Genomic DNA, 18,921 nt, shown 5'->3' on the forward strand with positions numbered 1-18,921 from the left:
TTCTTAGCGTAGTACAGCTTCTGGCTGTTGAGGTGTATTTTTCGGTTTGGAAGAATTGGCTAAAAATGCACTCATAACCGCGTCTTCTTCTGTTAAACCTGCATCCTTTTGCTTCTGAATTTGTTCCAGCATGCGTTTATAGTCCTTCGGAATGACTTTGGTAAATTTTCTGACATAATTTTCCCAGTTTTCTAGAACAAAGCTTGCTTTCACACTATTCGTATAATAGAAATGAGTTTGAATCATTTGCATTAGCTCATCCTCATCGTTTTTCGTCAACGGCTCTATTTCAATCATCTCTTGATTACATAACTTCTTGAAGGCCTCTTGATCATCAGCTAATACGTACGTAATTCCACCGGACATCCCGGCAGCAAAGTTTTTGCCTACATTACCTAAAATAACGACGCGTCCGCCTGTCATATATTCACAGCCATGATCGCCAATACCTTCGACAACCACATTCACACCGCTATTACGGACCGCAAATCGTTCGCCAGCACGTCCATTTATATACGCTTCACCGCTAGTAGCACCGTATAAAGCAACATTCCCGGCGATTACATTTTCACCAGCTGATAGTTTAGAAGATTCGTCTGCTTTTACAATCAACTTTCCGCCAGATAGGCCTTTTCCAAGAAAATCATTGACGTCACCCGTAATCTCTAATGTTACTCCGTTCGGAACAAACGCACCAAAGCTTTGCCCTGCAGACCCTGTAAACCTCAAGGTTATGGTATCGGCAGGAAGTCCCACTTCGCCATAACGCTTCGATACTTCACTTCCGACGATTGTTCCTACAACACGGTTCACGTTCGTAATCGGGAAACTCACATCGACTGGAACTTGATCATGTAATGCTGTTTGAACAGCCGGCAAGATTTTTTGGATATCAAGAGACTCGTCAATTTTGTGATTTTGTGGTGTTGTAAAAGTGCGAACACCCTCAGGCTGATGCAGCAATGGAGTTAAGTCTAAATCTTTTGCTTTCCAGTGTGCTTTTGCTCGGTTACTCATTTTTAATACATCCGTACGACCGACCATTTCATCTATCGTTCTAAAGCCAAGCTCCGCCATTAGTTCTCGAACTTCTTGAGCAATAAAACGCATATAGTTGACAATATAATCAGCTTCTCCAGTGAACTTTTGACGAAGCTGCGGATTTTGCGTGGCGATTCCAACCGGGCATGTATCTAAATGACAAACGCGCATCATCACACATCCGAGTACAACGAGTGGTGCAGTCGCAAAAGCAAACTCTTCTGCCCCAAATAATGCCGCCATGACAACATCTTTTCCAGTCATTAATTTACCGTCTGTCTCAAGGACAACACGATCACGCAACCCATTCAACATTAATGTTTGATGCGCTTCAGCAAGACCCAGCTCCCATGGTAGTCCCGTATGCTGGATACTTGTTTTTGGAGATGCTCCTGTTCCACCATCATAACCGCTGATAACGATGACATCGGCGGCACCTTTTGCCACACCGGCAGCAATCGTTCCAACTCCGCCTTTGGATACTAGCTTCACGCTGATTCGTGCCTCTCGATTGGCATTTTTCAAATCGTGAATCAGCTGGGCTAAATCTTCAATCGAGTAAATATCATGGTGCGGTGGTGGTGAAATCAGCCCGACACCTGGTGTGGAACCACGAACATCAGCAACCCATGGATAAACTTTATTACCCGGAAGCTGTCCGCCTTCACCTGGCTTTGCTCCTTGTGCCATTTTAATTTGAAGCTCATCCGCATGGACCAGATAATGACTCTTTACTCCGAAACGGCCGGAAGCAATTTGCTTCACTGCACTGCGGCGATTATCTCCATTTTCATCCAACGTATAGCGGCGTGAATCTTCTCCGCCTTCACCTGAGTTGCTTTTACCGCCTAAACGATTCATCGCAATCGCCAAAGTTTCATGCGCTTCCTTACTAATTGATCCAAACGACATCGCCCCTGTTTTGAAACGGCGGACAATGGAATCAACTGATTCAACCTCGTCAATTGATAAAGACTTTCTAGTTTCATCAAATGAGAACAAATTCCGTAAGAACCCAATTCTCTCTTCATTTGCGAGTTTGGAATACTTTTTAAATAATTCGTAATCGCCCTTTCGGCAAGCCCATTGCAGTGTATGAATCGTTCCAGGGTTAAAGGCGTGATGTTCCCCTGTTTTTCTCCACTGGAAATTACTGCCTGAATCTAATGTTTGATCATAAGAATCTGCGTAAGCGACTGTATGCAGCAATTTCGCCTCTTCGGCAATCGTATTTAATCCGATCCCGCCAAGCTGCGAAACGGTTCCTGTAAAATAACGTTCAATGACTTCTCCGCTGATTCCAACTGCTTCGAAAATTTGTGCTCCGCGATAACTTTGGACGGTTGAAATCCCCATTTTGGACATCACTTTTACAACGCCCTCAGTCATTGCTTTTACATACTTAAGTACCGCTTCTTCATAGCTGAACGGTAAACTTCCATCTACGATTGCCTGCTTATATGTTGCGAATGCAAGATACGGATTGATGGCATCAACACCATAGCCAATTAATGCAGCGAGATGATGAACTTCACGTACCTCTCCAGATTCGATAATGATGCTTACTTTCGTTCTGCTGCCTTCTCGAATCAAATGCTGGTGAATAGCACTTACTGCCAATAACGAAGGAATCGCTGCATCTTTGTTATTCATTTGACGGTCAGATAAGATGAGTAGACTTACACCTTCAGAGATGGCGGAATCTGCCTCTTTGCAAATCCTTGCTAGGCTGTCTTCCAAATCTTCATCGAACAGAATGTCAATGACTTTACTCTTAAAATCGGCTGTATCCAAAGATTTCAACTGCTCTATTTGACCATTTGTAATGACCGGTGTATCAAGTTGAATTCGACGGCAGTTTAACGGTGAAGGTTGTAATATATTTCCTTCTGCACCTAATAACGTCATCGTTGATGTGACAATTTCTTCTCGTAGTGAATCAATGGGCGGATTGGTTACTTGGGCAAATAATTGCTTGAAATAGTTAAACAAGGATTGCGCACGCTCTGATAAAACCGCTAGAGGCATGTCATTTCCCATTGCGCCAATTGGGTCTTTTCCTTCATTTACAACAGCAACCAAGTATTTTGAAATATCTTCGTAGGTATAGCCAAATGCTTTCTGGCGAATGAGTAAATCCGCTAGGACTTCTTCTTCGTTCGATTTTTCTTCATGTAATCGAACAAGCTGTTCATCCAGCCATTGTTGATAAGGAAGTGTTTCAGCCATCTCCGTTTTTACTTCTTCATCTGAAATAATCCGTCCTTCTTCTAAATCAATCAACAGCATTTTCCCTGGGCTTAAACGATCCTTATATAATACTTTTTCCGGTTCAACATCAATAACGCCAACCTCTGATGAAAAAATAATATAATCATCATCCGTAACGTAATAACGAGCAGGACGAAGGCCGTTCCGATCTAAAATCGCTCCGATTTGTTTCCCATCCGTAAAGGAAATAGCCGTTGGACCGTCCCATGGTTCCATTAAGCAGCTATGATACTCGTAAAATGCTCTCTTTTCTTTTGTCATATGCGGGTTTTCTGACCATGGTTCAGGAATCAGCATCATGGCAGCATGAGCAGGCTTCCGGCCCGCAAGTACCAAAAACTCAAGCGCATTATCTAAAATTGACGAGTCACTTCCTTCGGTATCAAGGATTGGAAGCAGCTTTTGCAGGTCATCACCAAATGCTTCCGAGACAAATTGCTTTTCTCGCGCATTCATCCATTGAACATTGCCGCGAAGTGTATTAATTTCTCCATTATGGATTAGGTAGCGGTTTGGATGTGCCCGTTCCCAACTAGGAAACGTATTTGTACTAAAGCGGGAATGCACTAAAGCAAAAGCCGATACAAAACTCTCATCTTGTAAGTCTAAGTAAAATCTGTCTACCTGTTCTGGTGTTAATAATCCTTTATACACAATCGTTCTACTTGAAAGGCTGGCAAAATAAAAACGTAAATCAGCTTCCTTCGCCCAATGTTCTGATTGTTTTCTAATAATATATAATTTTCGCTCGAACGATAATTCATCCAAAAGCCCTTCTTTGGCTCCAATAAATACTTGGCGAATGAATGGACGGCTTTGCTTGGCTGTTTCTCCGATTGTTTCAACATTGACAGGCACTGTTCTCCATCCAAGAACGGTCTGCCCTTCTTCTTCAACCACTTTATTGATATAGGACTCTATTTTTTCTCTTTCTGAAATATTGTTTGAGAAAAAAAGCATTCCTACCCCGTATTGACCTTTTACAGGTAATTGGACGTTTTGAAGAGTGTTACGGAAAAACGCATCCGGAATCTGAACCATGAGTCCAGCGCCGTCTCCTGTTAATGGGTCACTTCCTTGTCCGCCGCGGTGATCTAGTTTACAAAGCATGCTGAGTCCTTTTTCTACAATCTCGTGAGATGCGAGCCCTTTAATATTGGCATACAATCCAATTCCACATGCATCATGTTCATATTCTGGGCGGTAGAGACCTTGTGCTTTTGGTAGTTGATGAAATGTCATTACTATCTCCCCCGTTCTTAATTTTCCGATAAATCAGTATGATAGTAATTTTATGTTTTAAAATACATATAAACAATATATAATTTAGATTAAATCAATCTCATTTTTATATGAATGGAGGATTTAAGGTGGAACTACGTCAATTACGTTATTTTATGGAGGTAGCAGAGCGTGAACATGTAACCGAGGCGGCAGATAATCTCAATGTCGCACAGTCGGCCGTAAGTTTTCAGATTGCTAAATTAGAAGATGAACTCGGAGTACGTTTATTTGAACGAACCGGAAGGAACATTAAGTTAACGCAGATTGGAATGATTTTTTTAAGCCATATAAAAAAAGCGGTAAAATTGATTGATGAGGCAAAAGAAAAGGTGGATGAGTATTTAGATCCTCAATCAGGTACCATTAAAATTGGTTATCCAACAAGTCTAGCCAGCTACTGGCTTCCAACCGTTATCTCCGCCTTTCGAACAAAACAACCAAACGTTGTTTTCCATTTGAGGCAAGGCTCTTATCAATATTTAATCGAGGCCGTTAAGAATGGTGAAATTGATTTAGCGTTTATTGGGCCTGTCCCAACTAAGGATCCTGATATTGAAGCAAAGATACTATTTACAGAAAACATCTCTGTTTTGCTTCCTTCCAACCATGCACTTGCCGACCGAAAAAGGATAGAACTTAAAGAGTTACGAAACGATTCCTTCGTTTCATTCCCGCAGGGATATATTCTTCAAAAAATTGCCATAGAGGCGTGCAAAGAAGCAGGCTTTGTACCAAATATCACCTCAGAGGGAGAGGATTTGGATGCCTTAAAGGGACTGGTATCAGCAGGAATTGGTGTATGCCTCTTACCAGAAAGCACCGTATATGACTCCATTCCAAGGTTTACAGTAAAAATACCAATTGACTCCCCCCAAGTAAAAAGAACAGTCGGCCTCATCACACCAAAATACAGAGACCTGGCACCATCCGAAAACCTCTTTTACCAATTTGCCATTGATTTCTTCCGTGTATTAGAGCAGTTTCAATAGGTGTCAGGCACTATTAAAAGACACTTTATTTATTTGTCCATACAGGAAAGACAATATAAATACAAATAGGAAAGCCTGCTTTTAAGCAAGCTTTCCTATTTGGGCTCATCTTCCTTGATGAACCTCTTTAAAATCAGAAATGAATAGTCAACGAAATGCCTTAGATCCTATATCTGTTCGGTAATGAGCACCTATAAAAGATACCTTTTCTATGGATTGGTAAGCCAAATCTCTCGCTTCCTTCAAATCGTCACCAATGGCAGTGATCCCCAGGACACGGCCGCCATTTGTTAGAATTTCTCCATCCTTTGCAGTGGTACCGGCATGGAATACAATAGTCGGATAAGTTATATGTTCCAATCCTTTGATCACTTGGCCTTTTTCGTATGGCCCCGGATAGCCAGCAGAAGACATAATCACGCAAACAGCAGACTTGTCTTTCCATTTCACTTCTACATTTTCTAATTCTCCAGTGAGACTTGCAAGCAAGATATCAAGTAAATCTGTTTCAAGCAATGGAAGTACTACCTGTGTTTCCGGATCGCCAAAGCGTGCATTATATTCAATGACCTTTGGACCTGATTTTGTCAACATCAAACCTGTATAGAGAATTCCCTCATATGGGCAGCCTTCCTCTACCATAGCTTTTGCTGTTGGTTGGATTATTTCATGAATAATCTGCTCAACGATTGATGGATCAATATGTGGTAACGGCGCATACGTTCCCATTCCACCGGTGTTAGGTCCCTTGTCTCCATCATATACCGGCTTATGATCCTGTGCCGGAACCATTGCCTTTACCGTAGTTCGATTCACAAAAGCGAGCAGGGTCAATTCTTCTCCCTCTAAAAATTCCTCAACAACCACCCTCGCCCCCGCCGAGCCAAAGGAAACTTCTTTCATCATACTTTGAAGTGCTTCTTCCGCTTCTTCCAGTGTTTTTGCCACAACGACACCTTTTCCTGCTGCTAAACCATCTGCTTTTATTACGATTGGTGCTCCTTCACTGCGGACATAGGCGAGTGCTTCCTCATAGTTAGTAAAAGAAGCATATTTAGCAGTCGGAATCTGATACTTCATCATTAATTCTTTAGCGAACGCCTTACTTCCCTCGATCAATGCCGCTTCCTTCGAAGGGCCATATACTGCTAATCCCTGTTCTTTAAAATAATTGACAATACCCAATGAGAGCGGCTCTTCAGGTCCAACAAAAGTAAGATCAATTTGTTCCTTTTTAGCAAAATCGGCTAATATCTCTATTTCTGAAACAGCGATTGAAACACATTCTGCTAACTCAGCAATCCCAGGATTGCCCGGCGCACAATAAATTTGAGTAACTTTAGGACTTTGAGACAGTTTCCAAACAATCGCATGCTCACGGCCGCCTCCCCCTATCACTAACACCTTCATGAATCTTTCCTCCTAGTGTTTAAAATGTCTTAAGCCAGTAAACACCATAGCGATTCCATTTTTAAATCACCGACTTGAAGCAAGTGTAGGTTTTTATTTTCCTTCAACACGGTTCGCCAGTCTTTTGATCACTTCTGGTAATAATTTGTGCTCCTGCTCCTGAATCTTTTTTATCAATGTTTCTCTGGTCTCTTCCGAATCAATTGTTATGGCACGCTGGTCGATAATCGGTCCTGTATCCATTCCTTCGTCCACAAAATGGACTGTGACTCCGGTTACCTTTACCCCATAATCGAGTGCTTGACCAATGGCATCTTTTCCTGGGAAAGCTGGTAATAAAGACGGGTGGACATTGATTATTTTCCGATCGTATGCATGCAGTAAAACATGACCTAACAGTCTCATATATCCAGCCAGCACGATAAAATCCACCTCCAGTTGAGTTAACTTTTCAAGGATCTCTTCTTCATAGGCTTGTTTATTTGGATAATCTTTTGCCATAAAAGAAAAAACCGGGATTGATTCATTAATAGCCGTGCGGACTGCAAGAGCTTCAGGACGATCACTGACCAGTAAAACCACTTCAACGTTATTGATTTTTTTTGAATTTATGGATTCTAGAATCGCAGCAAAATTAGACCCTGTACCAGAAGCAAAAACAGCAATCTTCATACTTACTCCTTCTTGAATACGACGTCTTCAGTACCTTTTTGTACTGTACCAATTACGTAGGCTTCCTCACCTAACGTTTGCAGGTGATTGATAACATCCGTGGTGTCTGCAGCTTCTATAACTAAAATCATTCCAATTCCCATATTAAAGGTTCGGAACATATCATAATCTGAAATTTTGCCTACTTGTTGGATATATGAAAAGATCTTTGGGATTTTCCATGAACCCGCTTTAATTTCAGCCTGTAAACCATTGGGAAGAACTCGTGGAATGTTGTCATAAAAACCGCCTCCTGTAACATGGACGAGACCAGAGACAGAAAACTTCTTAATCGTTTCAAGCACAGAATTCACATATATTTTTGTTGGTTCAAGTAACACTTTTCCCAATTCAGTCCCCAATTCCTCCACATAATCACTTAATGAGAGCTTAGCATCCTCCAATAGAACCTTGCGGACAAGTGAAAACCCATTGCTATGTACTCCACTTGAAGCTAATCCAATGAGTGCCTGGCCTTCATGTACTTTTGTTCCATCAATAACATGTTTTTGATCAACCATTCCTACCGTGAATCCGGCAATGTCATACTCCTCGTCCTGGTACATTCCCGGCATCTCAGCAGTTTCCCCGCCAATTAGTGAACATCTCGCCTGAACACAGCCATCTGCAATCCCCTTAACTATCGCTTCAATTTTTTCCGGGATAATCTTACCGCAGGCTAAATAGTCTAGGAAAAAAAGCGGTTCGGCCCCTTGGACGATGACGTCATTTACACACATGGCAACAGCATCGATTCCAATGGTATCATGCTTGTTCATGGCAAAAGCAATTTTCAATTTGGTCCCTACCCCATCCGTACCAGAAACAAAAACAGGCTCTTCCATCTTCGATAAATCTGGTTTAAATAGAGCCCCAAAGCCTCCTAGTCCTGTTAAAACCTCTGGCCGGAAGGTTTTTTTTACATGTTTTTTCATTCGTTCAACGGCTTCATTTCCCGCATCGATATTGACTCCAGCATGGCGGTAAGCATCACTCACTTCGTATCTCTCCTTTACGGTAAACTTGCAGAGATTTCCTGCATGTTGAGCTTTTTTAATAATCCCGAACGCATAATGTTAGGTATAGCATTTCGCCAGGCTTCTGCTAATTTAGTAATCGGTTGAGAAATAACGATATTACCATTATGTGCAATTGAAAGTTCCTGACCTTTCACATGACCGATTTCTTTTAGTGGCACCTCCTGCTGTTGAGCGATTTTCTTAATTTTCTCTGCATTTTCCGGAGATACGGAAAGAATGATTCGAGATTGAGATTCACTAAAAAAGCTCAAATCTGTTCGAAGGTCTTCGGTTACTTGAATTTCGGCACCTATCTTCCCACTTATACAACTTTCTGCTAAAGCAACTGCTAAACCGCCTTCCGCTGTATCATGAGCTGACTGCACCAATCCTTCTTGAATCAGTTTAAGGGTAAAAGCTTGTATCTTCTTTTCCAAATCAAGGTTTAACTGAGGCGGGCGCCCTTCAATTTTCCCTGTCATAATTTTTTGGTATTCCGACCCACCTATTTCGGCTTTGGTTTCCCCAATTAAAAAAATTAAATCTCCGTCTTTTTTAAATTCTTGAGTTGTAATATGTTCGATATCCCTAATTAACCCTACCATGCCAATGGTTGGTGTTGGAAAAATAGCTTCTCCTTTTGTCTCGTTATATAAGCTGACATTCCCACCAATAACAGGAGTATTGAGTTGACGGCACGCTTCACTAATTCCATCCGCTGCCTTTTCAAACTGCCAGAAGATTTCCGGCTTTTCCGGACTTCCAAAGTTCAAATTATCAGTAATAGCTAAAGGCTCGGCCCCGGAACAAACCACATTACGGGCTGCTTCTGCTACCGCAATAGCTCCTCCAACAAACGGATCAAGATAAACATACCTTCCGTTGCAATCCGTTGTCATCGCCAGGGCTTTCCGTGTTCCACGAATAGCAACGACAGCCGCATCCGATCCAGGTATGACAGCGGTATTTGTTCTAACCATATAGTCATACTGTTGATATACCCACTCTTTGCTGGCAATCGTAGGTGATGCTAGCAGCTGCTGCAGAACAGAATTATAATCCTTTGGCTCTTCGATGGATGTTGTAATGTCTAATGATGAATATTGTTCGTAATACGGCGCCACTTTCGATGGCTTACAATACACCGGCGCATCTTCTGCAAGCTTGTCCGCGGGGATTTCCGCCACGATTTCTCCCTTGTGAAGTAAACGGAGTTGATTATCATCAGTCACTTTGCCGATTACAGAAGAGTGAAGTCCCCATTTATCAAATATCTTTTTTACTTCCCCTTCTTTTCCTTTTTTCGCTACGACCAACATTCTTTCTTGTGATTCGGAGAGCATCATTTCGTAGGCGCTCATTCCTTTTTCCCGCTGTGGAACGAGATCAAGATCCAATTCAACTCCATTTCCCGCTTTACTGGCCATTTCAGAGCTTGAACTGGTTAACCCCGCTGCTCCCATATCTTGTATCCCGACCACATGACCAGAGGCGATCAATTCAAGAGTGGCCTCAAGTAGCAATTTTTCCATAAAAGGATCGCCAACTTGGACGGCTGGACGTTTCGCTTCGGAATTTTCACTTAACTCTTCTGAAGCGAAGGTAGCTCCATGAATTCCATCCCTGCCGGTAGCCGCTCCAACATAAATGACTGGATTACCAATCCCTTTAGCGACGCCTTTTTGAATTTCATCATGGTTAATTAAACCCACACACATGGCATTCACAAGAGGATTCCCTTCATAGGAAGCATCAAAGTAGATCTCCCCGCCAACCGTTGGAATGCCCATACAGTTACCATATCCGGCAATACCCGCTACCACATTTTCAAAGATATATTTCGTTTTTGGGTTATCAAGTTCGCCAAAACGCAGCGAGTTCAATAGAGCGATTGGGCGGGCTCCCATGGAAAACACATCACGAATAATCCCGCCCACCCCTGTTGCAGCACCTTGATATGGTTCAATGGCGGAAGGATGATTGTGGCTTTCAATTTTAAACACCACTGCTTGATTATCACCTATATCAACAATACCCGCTCCTTCTCCAGGGCCTTGCAAGACGTGCGAGCCGGATGTCGGAAAACGTTTGAGAACTACCTTCGAATTTTTATAGCTGCAATGCTCGGACCACATGACACTAAATATGCCGGTTTCCGTATAATTGGGTTTCCGCCCAAGGATTTCAATTACTTTATCGAATTCATCATCAGTTAATCCCATTTCCCGATAGACCTTCTGCTGGGCGATTTGCTCAGGAGTTGGTTCTTTATGCTGTACCATATTGTTTCCTCCAGTAACTTAAAATAGATGAAAACATCCGTTTTCCGTCATCTGTTCCCAGCCATTTATGAACCGCACGTTCCGGGTGGGGCATTAATCCTAAAACATTTCCTCTCTCATTGATGACCCCTGCAATCTCAGAAATCGACCCATTTGGATTCGTCCCTTTATATCTGAATACGATTTGATTGTTCTTTTCTAATTCATCCAACGTCTCTTGATCACAGTAATAATTACCATCGCCATGGGCAATCGGTATACGTATCGTCTCACCTTCCTGATAGTCTAATGTGAAAGGAGTTTGGTTGTTTTCCACTATTAAATCAATGAAGTCACAATGAAATTTTAATCGTTGATTTCTTCGTAAAGCACCTGGCAAAAGATTAGCTTCTGTTAGAATTTGAAACCCATTACAGACACCAAGAATCAATTTCCCTTCTTCAGCGGCTATTTTCACCTGCTCCATAACAGGAGACAAGCTCGCAACAGCACCTGGACGCAAATAATCCCCGTAGGAGAACCCTCCTGGAACAAGAATTGCATCATATTTTGATAGGTCTGTTTCAAGATGCCATACATATTCGACAGACTGTTCAATCGTATCTAACACTGCTTTATACATGTCTACATCACAATTTGAACCAGGAAAAACCAGTACAGCAAAGTTCATCTTATTCCCCTCCTATCCTTCCTGCTTCGTAAGATCAAACCGAAAGTCTTCAATCACGGTATTGGCTAACAGCTTCTTACACATATCCTTTACTCGTTCTTCTGCCGCCTTTTGATTATCGCTATTAATTTCAAGCTCCATGTATTTCCCTATTCGTACATCTCCAACTTCATCATATCCAAGAGAATGCAACGACTCATGAACGGCATTCCCTTGTGGATCTAGTACACTTTCTCTTAAGGTTACATATACTGTTGCTTTAAACATTGACATTACCCCCAATTCTCCGTTGTATTTCTTGATAGGCTTCCTCAACGTTCCCTAAATCCCGCCTAAACCGGTCTTTATCTAATTTTTCCTTTGAATGAGCATCCCAAAAACGACACGTATCCGGTGAGATTTCATCCGCTAAGATAATAGTGCCTGCTGGGGTTTTTCCAAACTCTAATTTAAAATCAACTAAAATAATATCTTTATTTAAAAGATACTCTTTTAAAATCTCATTGACTTTTAGGGCTTGTTTTCGAAGTTCAACCAATTCTGGCTCTGAAGCGAGTCCAAGAATGGCAATATGATCATTGTTAATCAAAGGGTCCCCCAATTCATCATTCTTATAGTAAAATTCCACAATGGGTCCCAGTAGTTCCTTCCCTTCCTCCCATCCCAGCCTTTTGGCAAGGGAGCCCGCCGCAATATTTCGAACGACAACCTCAATCGGGATAATCTCTACTTGCTGAACTATCTGCTCTGTTAATGAAATCTTTTTAATAAAATGATTTTCCACGCCTTTCTCTTTTAACAAACTTAGGAAGATCGCACTAATCTCATTATTTAGAGTTCCTTTTCCGGCAATTTGACCTTTTTTCTCGCCATTGAAGGCAGTAGCATCATCTTTATATTCAATCCAATACTTTCCTGGTTCTGATGTTTTGTACACTTTTTTTGCTTTTCCTTCATAAAGCTGTTCTAATTTTTCCATTATTTTTTCACTCTTTTCACTCGTTGGTTATGATTTTAGCAGGACGGTCTAAACCACGTTCCCTTATGACCAAATTCCAAGATCCTTAATTTGCTTGTCTATTTGCTCGAGATTTGAACCTAAAAAATTAATGTGACCCATTTTCCTATTTTCTACGCTTTCCTTTTTGCCGTATAAATGTAGTTTGGCTGTTGATGGTAACTGCTCTATTTTATCTAGCACTTTATTTAAATGCTGACCTAAAATATTAACCATGATAATCGGACTTAAAAGTGTAGTATCTCCTAAAGGCAGTCCACATATTGCCCGAATATGCTGCTCAAATTGAGAAGTAATACATGCATCCATGGAATAATGCCCGGAATTATGAGGTCTTGGTGCTAACTCATTAACAATAATTTCACCATCATTCGTAAGAAACATTTCGATCGCAATTAATCCTACTACTTGTAAGGAATCAGCTATTTTTAATGCTTCAGTTTCCGCTTGAATCCTTTGCTCATCGGTAATTCTTGCAGGAACGAAGGACTGATTCAGGATATTATTAATATGGATATTTTCAGCTACCGGGAAAGTCTTTGTTTGACCTTGGATATTTCGGGCAACAATCACGGATAATTCTTTGCAGAACGGGATAAATTGCTCGATGATCATGTCCATCCCTGCCTTTTGCCAAGCCTCGATCGCAATTGGAATGTCATCCCTGCTTTTTATAACCCATTGCCCTTTCCCATCGTAACCCCCTGTAGCTGTTTTCATTATGAAAGGCAGTCCCATACGATCTATTGCCGTTTCAATGTCATTTTCCGAATGTATAACCAAGAAAGGAGCTACTTTCACATCAAAGGACTTTAAGGTAGATTTTTCCAGGATTCGATTTTGGGTTATTTTGAGCAGTTCGCTTCCTTGAGGTACAAAGGATGTAGTTTCTAAAATAGAGGTTATAGTAGAATCTACATTTTCAAATTCATAAGTAATAACATCTGAGGAATCAGCTAGATCTTTAACAGCTTTGAGCTCAGTATAGGGAGCTGTGATTTGAAGATCTGCCACTTGTCCACAAGGTGAGTTAGGTGTAGGATCCAATGTAATGAAGCGATATCCCATATTTCTACCAGCAATTGAAATCATTCTTCCTAGCTGGCCTCCCCCTAATATACCAATCGTTGAGCAGGGTTTAATGACTGTCAAAGCATTTTTCCTCCTTCATCCTTTTTTAAGCTTTTCATAATTTTAGGTTTTCCTGAAATGCACGCAAATACTTTTTTAATCAAAAAAACTTCTATAGTTTTCAAAACTAGACAATTTTGGAAAAGGATAAAAATTCTGCTTTCGCCAAAAATAATGAAATGAAATCAAGGGGAGGAGTACACATATGGATTCAGAAATGCAAGAGAAATGCGGTGTATTTGGAGTTTTTAATCACCCCCAAGCAGCCCATTTAACATATTATGGACTTCATGCACTTCAACACCGCGGCCAGGAGAGTGCAGGAATTGTCGCTAGTGATGGAAAATCATTCAGGCATCACAGGGGAATGGGATTAGTTACCCAAGTATTTTCACGTGAGATCCTTGATGGACTAAGCGGAAACATGGCCATCGGTCATGTACGATATTCTACTTCTGGTGCAAGTTTACTACAAAACGCACAACCTCTTGTTTTTAAGTACAGTGAGGGAGATTTGGCCGTTGCCCATAACGGAAACCTAGTGAATGCCAATATCGAACGGAGGGTTCTCCAGGAACAGGGTGCCATCTTTCAGACAACTACTGATACAGAAATTATTGCTCACCTAATAGCCCGTTCCAGTAAAAAATATTTTAATGAAACTGGACCTGAAGTTCTTAAGCGGATTGACGGTTCCTTTGCTTTGCTAATCATGACAGATAAACAAATGCTGATTGCCCTCGATCGTCATGGCTTACGGCCTCTGAGCCTCGGAAAAATTGGTGAATCCATCGTCGCGTCGTCAGAAACATGTGGACTTAATGCGGTTGATGCTAAGTTTTGGAGGGATGTTGAACCGGGAGAATGGCTTCTTGTTGACGAGACGGGAATAAAAACCGGCAGATTTGCTGCAAAAGGTGACGTTTCCCTTTGCTCCTTTGAATTTGTTTACTTTGCTCGTCCAGATAGTGTGATTCATGGAAGAAGTGTTTTATCCATCCGAAAAGAATTAGGCCAAATTTTAGCAAAAGAACATCCGACATCAGCTGATGTTGTCGTTGCTGTACCTGAATCAAGTGTCCCTGCAGCAATGGGTTTTGCCCAACAATCAGGAATTCCATATGAAATGGGAATCATCAAAAACCCTTATGCCGGTCGTTCATTTATTGAACCAACCCAAGAATTACGGGACTTGGCCGTTCGTCTAAAATTAAGTGCTGTTCGTGAAATTCTCGAGGATAAGCGGGTCGTGCTTGTTGATGATTCGATTGTCCGTGGAACGACAAGCAAGAGAATTGTTCAATTGATTCGTCAAGCAGGTGCCAAGGAGGTCCATGTACGAATTAGTTCCCCTATGGTAAGAAATCCTTGTTTTTATGGAGTGGATATGCCAACAAAAGAAGAACTTTTTGCTAACAAACATGAACATGAACGAGCAATGGGAAGTGTGATTGGAGCAGACTCATTAGCCTTTTTAAGTACCGATGGGTTATTAGAGGCAGTGGATGTAGATTTGGCAGATACTAGCAAACGTTGTATTGCTTGTTTTAGTGGTGCATATCCAACTGATTTGTATCTGAAGTGATAATCTTCATTAAACTAGGACTTCTAAAATGGAAGTCCTAGTCTGTCAATAATATTTACTCAAATAAACCAAACTTTTAAAATTAAGTTTTCCTTTAATAGCAATTAGCCACTGTACTTATTAAATTAAAAGAATAAGAAAAAGAAAAACCTTCAAAATTTTTGAAGGTTTTAGCTTTTTATTGCGAATATTTGATTCCAACCTTGAAAAAAGAAATAGCAATCCTATTTCTCCTGAAGATATCTACCTAACTAATGATTATCATTTTCGTACGCGATTACCACTACTTTTTTATGTGCTTGCTCACTTAGCTTTTCCTCTAGAGATTTAATTTCATTTATTAAATTAGGTGATAGTGAAGCTGCAACATACTGATTTTCATTTTCCATTAACACTACTCCTTTGCGATATTTGTCATAAGTATCTTTAAAGGCTTATATAAGCTTTTCCTGTATCAGGAGAAAGATATGGAACACCATCGCTTGAAATATTAGCACTTTCTCACTGAATATCAATATTATTTAGTTAGCTTTAATGTTTTTATTCATTTAATTTTGTGTCTTCCGTATTTTGATATTCCAGCCGCGCTCATTGAAGAACTAAAAGGATAAATTTTCAGTTTCTTCTATAGATATGAAACATAATAGATTGAAACTCGTCGTTATAGAGAGGGAAGGATGTGGGAACATTGAACAGATACTCAATTGAAGAATTTATCAAACAATCGGAGCAGGTTGATAAGGGACAGGGATTTTTTGAATTAGAGACCCCTCGGATATTGGAAGTAAACTTAGACGGGCAAGTATGGGCAAAAGCGGGATCGATGGTTTCTTACCAAGGGGAAATTAAATTTGTTCGTGAAGGGATGCTAGAACACGGCCTGGGAACCGCGTTCAAAAAGGCGCTTACCGGAGAAGGTGCTTCATTAATGAAGGCCAATGGAAAAGGAAAATTATATCTAGCAGATAGCGGTAAGAAAATTATTATTCTAAATTTACAAAACGAATCTATTTACATTAACGGGAATGATTTACTTGCATTTGAACCAAGTATTAAATGGGAAATAAAACTAATGAAGAAAATTGCCGGGATGATGGCAGGAGGCTTATTTAATGTTCGATGTGAAGGAAGCGGATTGATCGCTTTTACTGCCCATTACGAACCACTCACCTTAAGGGTATCGCCTGGAAATCCTGTGATTACCGATCCAAACGCAACTGTAGCTTGGTCTGGCAATCTTCAACCTAAATTTCAAACCGATATCAGTTTGAAAACATTCTTTGGCAGAGGAAGCGGCGAGTCTATTCAAATGAAGTTCGAAGGAGAAGGCTTTGTCGTAATCCAGCCCTACGAAGAGGTTTATATGAAGGCTATGCAAAGTTAATATGCTTGAATAAACATAGTAAAAATTAAAAAGTGCCTGACACCATACTGCATTGAGGGTGTCAGGCATTTCTTGGTTGTTCCCGCTATATAGGAAACTAAATAAATTTTATATTACTTATTTCCAACCATAAAAGGGCATGGTAGAATCATATAGTTGTTAAATTCTATCAACTACCGGTGGTGTCCTGTGAAAGAATCTGTATTAATTCAAGAAAACAAAAGACTCAAGCTGAAATTTGCTTTTCTAAAAAAAGACATTGTTTTTACAGCTTCTCTTGTATTAGCAGCGACAAGCTGTTTAATTTATCCTCCAAAACTGGAGTATATCAATTTTCAAGTGTTAGTTATTTTATTTAGCTTGATGCTAACCATTAAGGCGTTGGAAGAATTAAGATTCCTAGACAAATTCGCGATTGCTATCATTAATAAATGTAATAACAGCCGCTCTGTTTCAGCAATTCTAATTTTGTTATGTTTTTTTAGCTCAATGTTTGTCACGAACGATGTGGCGCTGCTTACTTTTGTACCATTAACACTTGTGGTCAGTAGGAAAACCCAAATGCCCATGATGGAGACGATTATTTTTCAAACCATTGCAGCCAACATTGGAAGTAGTTTAACTCCAATGGGAAATCCCCAAAATTTGTTCATCTATTCGCATTATGGAATCCAGCCATTTCCCTTTTTTTCGACGGTCCTATTCATGGCTGTCCTTGGAATTAGTTCTCTTTTTTTCCTTATTAAAAAAATGCAAAATAGAGAATTAAAAGTTGTTCTAAATCCAGTGCCATTAGACGATTGGAAAAAACCAGTTGTCTGGGGATTGGTCCTAGCAATTATCTTTGCATCAATTTTTGGAGTGGTCAGTTACCAGGTCGCCTTCTTGGTTACATTGATGACCGTGATCATATTAAATGTAAAATTATTGATAAAGATTGATTACCTACTTCTGTTAACATTTATCTGCTTTTTTATCTTTATTGGAAATATATCCAATTCGAGTACATTACAAGCATTTGCCAATTCAAGCTTGAAAGACACTACAACCGTCTATTTTAGTTCAATTTTATTAAGCCAGTTTATCAGTAATGTTCCTGCCTCTATGCTATTGGCAGAATTCACAACCGATTGGAAACCTTTATTATTAGGAGTGAATATTGGCGGTCTCGGGACTATTATTGCGTCATTGGCAAGTGTAATTTCTTACAAACTATTTATTCAGGCAAATCCAACCGAGAGTAAAAAATATTTAATCAAATTCAGTATTTATAATTTTTCCATTTTAGCGTTTTTAACTTTGATTCAGTACTTTATCCTAAAAATATTTTAATAAATTTTAGCAAGAGTCAAAAAAACAGGCACCATCCAACCAAAAAAATTGAATGATGCCTGCTTTTCCTAAATAAGTGTTTTAAGTATTATGACCCCGAACTAGAACTAATTTTCTTTTGACCGGTCAAAGAAAAATAACTTCCCTTCTCTATGTGGAAAAAGATTTAACTCCTTGACCTTATCTGCATGATTTGTCATGATTTCTTTAAAAAGTTCGTTTGCTGACTTATTTTTTGATTCTATCCCCAATTTCTCTGCTGCTTGGAAAATTCGTTTTTCTCTGACAGCATGGGCTACTTCACGAAGATCCTTATTATCAGTGGAAATGCCTAGTTCTTTCGCTTCTTTTTTAATCTGTGTTTCACGGATTTCATGGACTACATCCCTTAAATGTTTTCCTTCAGTCGAAATTCCCAACTCTTTTGCTTCTGTTTTGATTTCTGTTTCTCGGACTTCTTTCGCTAATGAATCTAGGTCCTTTCCTTTTGTGTCAATCCTAAGCTCCTCTGCCCTCTTTTTGATCATCGCTTCTCGAACTTCTTTGACAATGGTATCTGTATCTTTGCCTTCTGTTTTAATCCCAAGCGAGTCTGCCTGCTTTTTAATAAACTCGGGATTGTGTCTAAAATGATCTCGACCATGTACCTCATTTTCCTTTACTTGTTCATTTTCTTGGGGTGCCGCAAAAGCCTGTAATGAACCTAGAAATCCAAACAAGAAAGCCATGGCACAAACACAAGTCATCTTCATCTTTCTCATCATGTAACTTCCTCCTAGAAATAGTGTGGGTAT

15 protein-coding genes are annotated in these 18,921 nt (G+C 40.2%); 4 read left to right on the forward strand and 11 right to left on the reverse strand.

The window, feature by feature from the left end:
• Nucleotides 1–3 precede the first annotated feature (3 nt).
• The gene (gene gltB / locus FS608_RS05735) at nt 4–4,554 is read right to left on the reverse strand and encodes a glutamate synthase large subunit (protein WP_144548296.1); all 4,551 of its coding nucleotides are present in this window, start codon (nt 4,552–4,554) and stop codon (nt 4–6) included.
• Between the two features lie 128 nt (nt 4,555–4,682).
• Between gltB and gltC the strand changes: the two genes are divergently transcribed.
• Entirely contained in the window at nt 4,683–5,585 is a 903-nt protein-coding gene (gltC, locus tag FS608_RS05740; protein ID WP_144548297.1) for a glutamate biosynthesis transcriptional regulator GltC, read from the forward strand.
• Nucleotides 5,586–5,732: 147 nt separating this feature from the next.
• On the opposite strand, the gene purD is transcribed toward gltC, so the two are convergent.
• From purD to purK, 8 genes are all read right to left on the reverse strand, one after another.
• Nucleotides 5,733–6,995 (reverse strand): phosphoribosylamine--glycine ligase, encoded by a 1,263-nt coding sequence (purD, locus tag FS608_RS05745; RefSeq protein WP_144548298.1) that lies wholly within the window; start codon nt 6,993–6,995, stop codon nt 5,733–5,735.
• 93 nt (nt 6,996–7,088) lie between these two features.
• Complete coding sequence (gene purN / locus FS608_RS05750; protein ID WP_144548299.1) at nt 7,089–7,667, reverse strand: phosphoribosylglycinamide formyltransferase; 579 nt, start codon at nt 7,665–7,667, stop codon at nt 7,089–7,091.
• 2 nt (nt 7,668–7,669) lie between these two features.
• Entirely contained in the window at nt 7,670–8,704 is a 1,035-nt protein-coding gene (purM, locus tag FS608_RS05755; protein WP_144548300.1) for a phosphoribosylformylglycinamidine cyclo-ligase, read from the reverse strand.
• A gap of 14 nt (nt 8,705–8,718) precedes the next feature.
• Nucleotides 8,719–11,007, reverse strand: a complete 2,289-nt coding sequence (purL, locus tag FS608_RS05760; protein ID WP_144548301.1) for a phosphoribosylformylglycinamidine synthase subunit PurL — start codon at nt 11,005–11,007, stop codon at nt 8,719–8,721.
• Complete coding sequence (gene purQ / locus FS608_RS05765) at nt 10,994–11,677, reverse strand: phosphoribosylformylglycinamidine synthase subunit PurQ (RefSeq protein WP_026567597.1); 684 nt, start codon at nt 11,675–11,677, stop codon at nt 10,994–10,996. Before purQ ends, purL begins: the two co-directional genes overlap by 14 nt.
• A 12-nt stretch (nt 11,678–11,689) precedes the next feature.
• Nucleotides 11,690–11,944, reverse strand: coding sequence for a phosphoribosylformylglycinamidine synthase subunit PurS (gene purS, locus FS608_RS05770; RefSeq protein ID WP_144548302.1), 255 nt, complete (start codon nt 11,942–11,944; stop codon nt 11,690–11,692).
• Nucleotides 11,937–12,656 carry a phosphoribosylaminoimidazolesuccinocarboxamide synthase gene (purC, locus tag FS608_RS05775; RefSeq protein ID WP_144548303.1) on the reverse strand — a complete coding sequence of 240 codons (720 nt, stop codon included), beginning with the start codon at nt 12,654–12,656 and terminating at the stop codon, nt 11,937–11,939. Before purC ends, purS begins: the two co-directional genes overlap by 8 nt.
• 63 nt (nt 12,657–12,719) lie before the next feature.
• On the reverse strand, nt 12,720–13,847 hold the full coding sequence (gene purK / locus FS608_RS05780) for a 5-(carboxyamino)imidazole ribonucleotide synthase (protein WP_144548304.1): 1,128 nt from the start codon (nt 13,845–13,847) through the stop codon (nt 12,720–12,722).
• A gap of 184 nt (nt 13,848–14,031) precedes the next feature.
• Here purK and purF point away from each other — a divergent pair, with 184 nt between their 5' ends.
• The gene (gene purF, locus FS608_RS05785) at nt 14,032–15,411 is read left to right on the forward strand and encodes an amidophosphoribosyltransferase (RefSeq protein ID WP_144548305.1); all 1,380 of its coding nucleotides are present in this window, start codon (nt 14,032–14,034) and stop codon (nt 15,409–15,411) included.
• 251 nt (nt 15,412–15,662) lie between these two features.
• Here the strand turns inward: purF and FS608_RS30100 are convergent, their stop codons facing one another.
• Nucleotides 15,663–15,800 (reverse strand): hypothetical protein, encoded by a 138-nt coding sequence (locus tag FS608_RS30100; RefSeq protein WP_186328617.1) that lies wholly within the window; start codon nt 15,798–15,800, stop codon nt 15,663–15,665.
• A gap of 299 nt (nt 15,801–16,099) precedes the next feature.
• On the opposite strand from FS608_RS30100, the gene FS608_RS05790 reads away from it, so the two are divergent.
• Both FS608_RS05790 and FS608_RS05795 read left to right on the forward strand, forming a co-directional pair.
• Nucleotides 16,100–16,795 (forward strand): AIM24 family protein, encoded by a 696-nt coding sequence (locus FS608_RS05790; RefSeq protein WP_144548306.1) that lies wholly within the window; start codon nt 16,100–16,102, stop codon nt 16,793–16,795.
• 189 nt (nt 16,796–16,984) lie between these two features.
• Nucleotides 16,985–18,127, forward strand: coding sequence for an SLC13 family permease (locus FS608_RS05795; protein WP_144548307.1), 1,143 nt, complete (start codon nt 16,985–16,987; stop codon nt 18,125–18,127).
• Between the two features lie 107 nt (nt 18,128–18,234).
• Here FS608_RS05795 and FS608_RS05800 read toward each other — a convergent pair whose 3' ends face one another.
• Complete coding sequence (locus FS608_RS05800; protein WP_144548308.1) at nt 18,235–18,891, reverse strand: hypothetical protein; 657 nt, start codon at nt 18,889–18,891, stop codon at nt 18,235–18,237.
• Nucleotides 18,892–18,921 lie beyond the last annotated feature (30 nt).

The organism is Bacillus sp. X1(2014), assembly GCF_007678255.1.

What these genes read in the sequence shown, in the direction of transcription:
- gltB (WP_144548296.1), bottom strand. Translation starts at nt 4,554, where the DNA reads ATGACATTTCATCAACTACCAAAAGCACAAGGTCTCTACCGCCCAGAA.
- purD (WP_144548298.1), bottom strand. Translation starts at nt 6,995, where the DNA reads ATGAAGGTGTTAGTGATAGGGGGAGGCGGCCGTGAGCATGCGATTGTT.
- purN (WP_144548299.1), bottom strand. Translation starts at nt 7,667, where the DNA reads ATGAAGATTGCTGTTTTTGCTTCTGGTACAGGGTCTAATTTTGCTGCG.
- purL (WP_144548301.1), bottom strand. Translation starts at nt 11,007, where the DNA reads ATGGTACAGCATAAAGAACCAACTCCTGAGCAAATCGCCCAGCAGAAG.
- purQ (WP_026567597.1), bottom strand. Translation starts at nt 11,677, where the DNA reads ATGAACTTTGCTGTACTGGTTTTTCCTGGTTCAAATTGTGATGTAGAC.
- purS (WP_144548302.1), bottom strand. Translation starts at nt 11,944, where the DNA reads ATGTTTAAAGCAACAGTATATGTAACCTTAAGAGAAAGTGTACTAGAT.
- purC (WP_144548303.1), bottom strand. Translation starts at nt 12,656, where the DNA reads ATGGAAAAATTAGAACAGCTTTATGAAGGAAAAGCAAAAAAAGTGTAC.
- purF (WP_144548305.1), top strand. Translation starts at nt 14,032, where the DNA reads ATGGATTCAGAAATGCAAGAGAAATGCGGTGTATTTGGAGTTTTTAAT.
- FS608_RS30100 (WP_186328617.1), bottom strand. Translation starts at nt 15,800, where the DNA reads ATGGAAAATGAAAATCAGTATGTTGCAGCTTCACTATCACCTAATTTA.
- FS608_RS05800 (WP_144548308.1), bottom strand. Translation starts at nt 18,891, where the DNA reads ATGATGAGAAAGATGAAGATGACTTGTGTTTGTGCCATGGCTTTCTTG.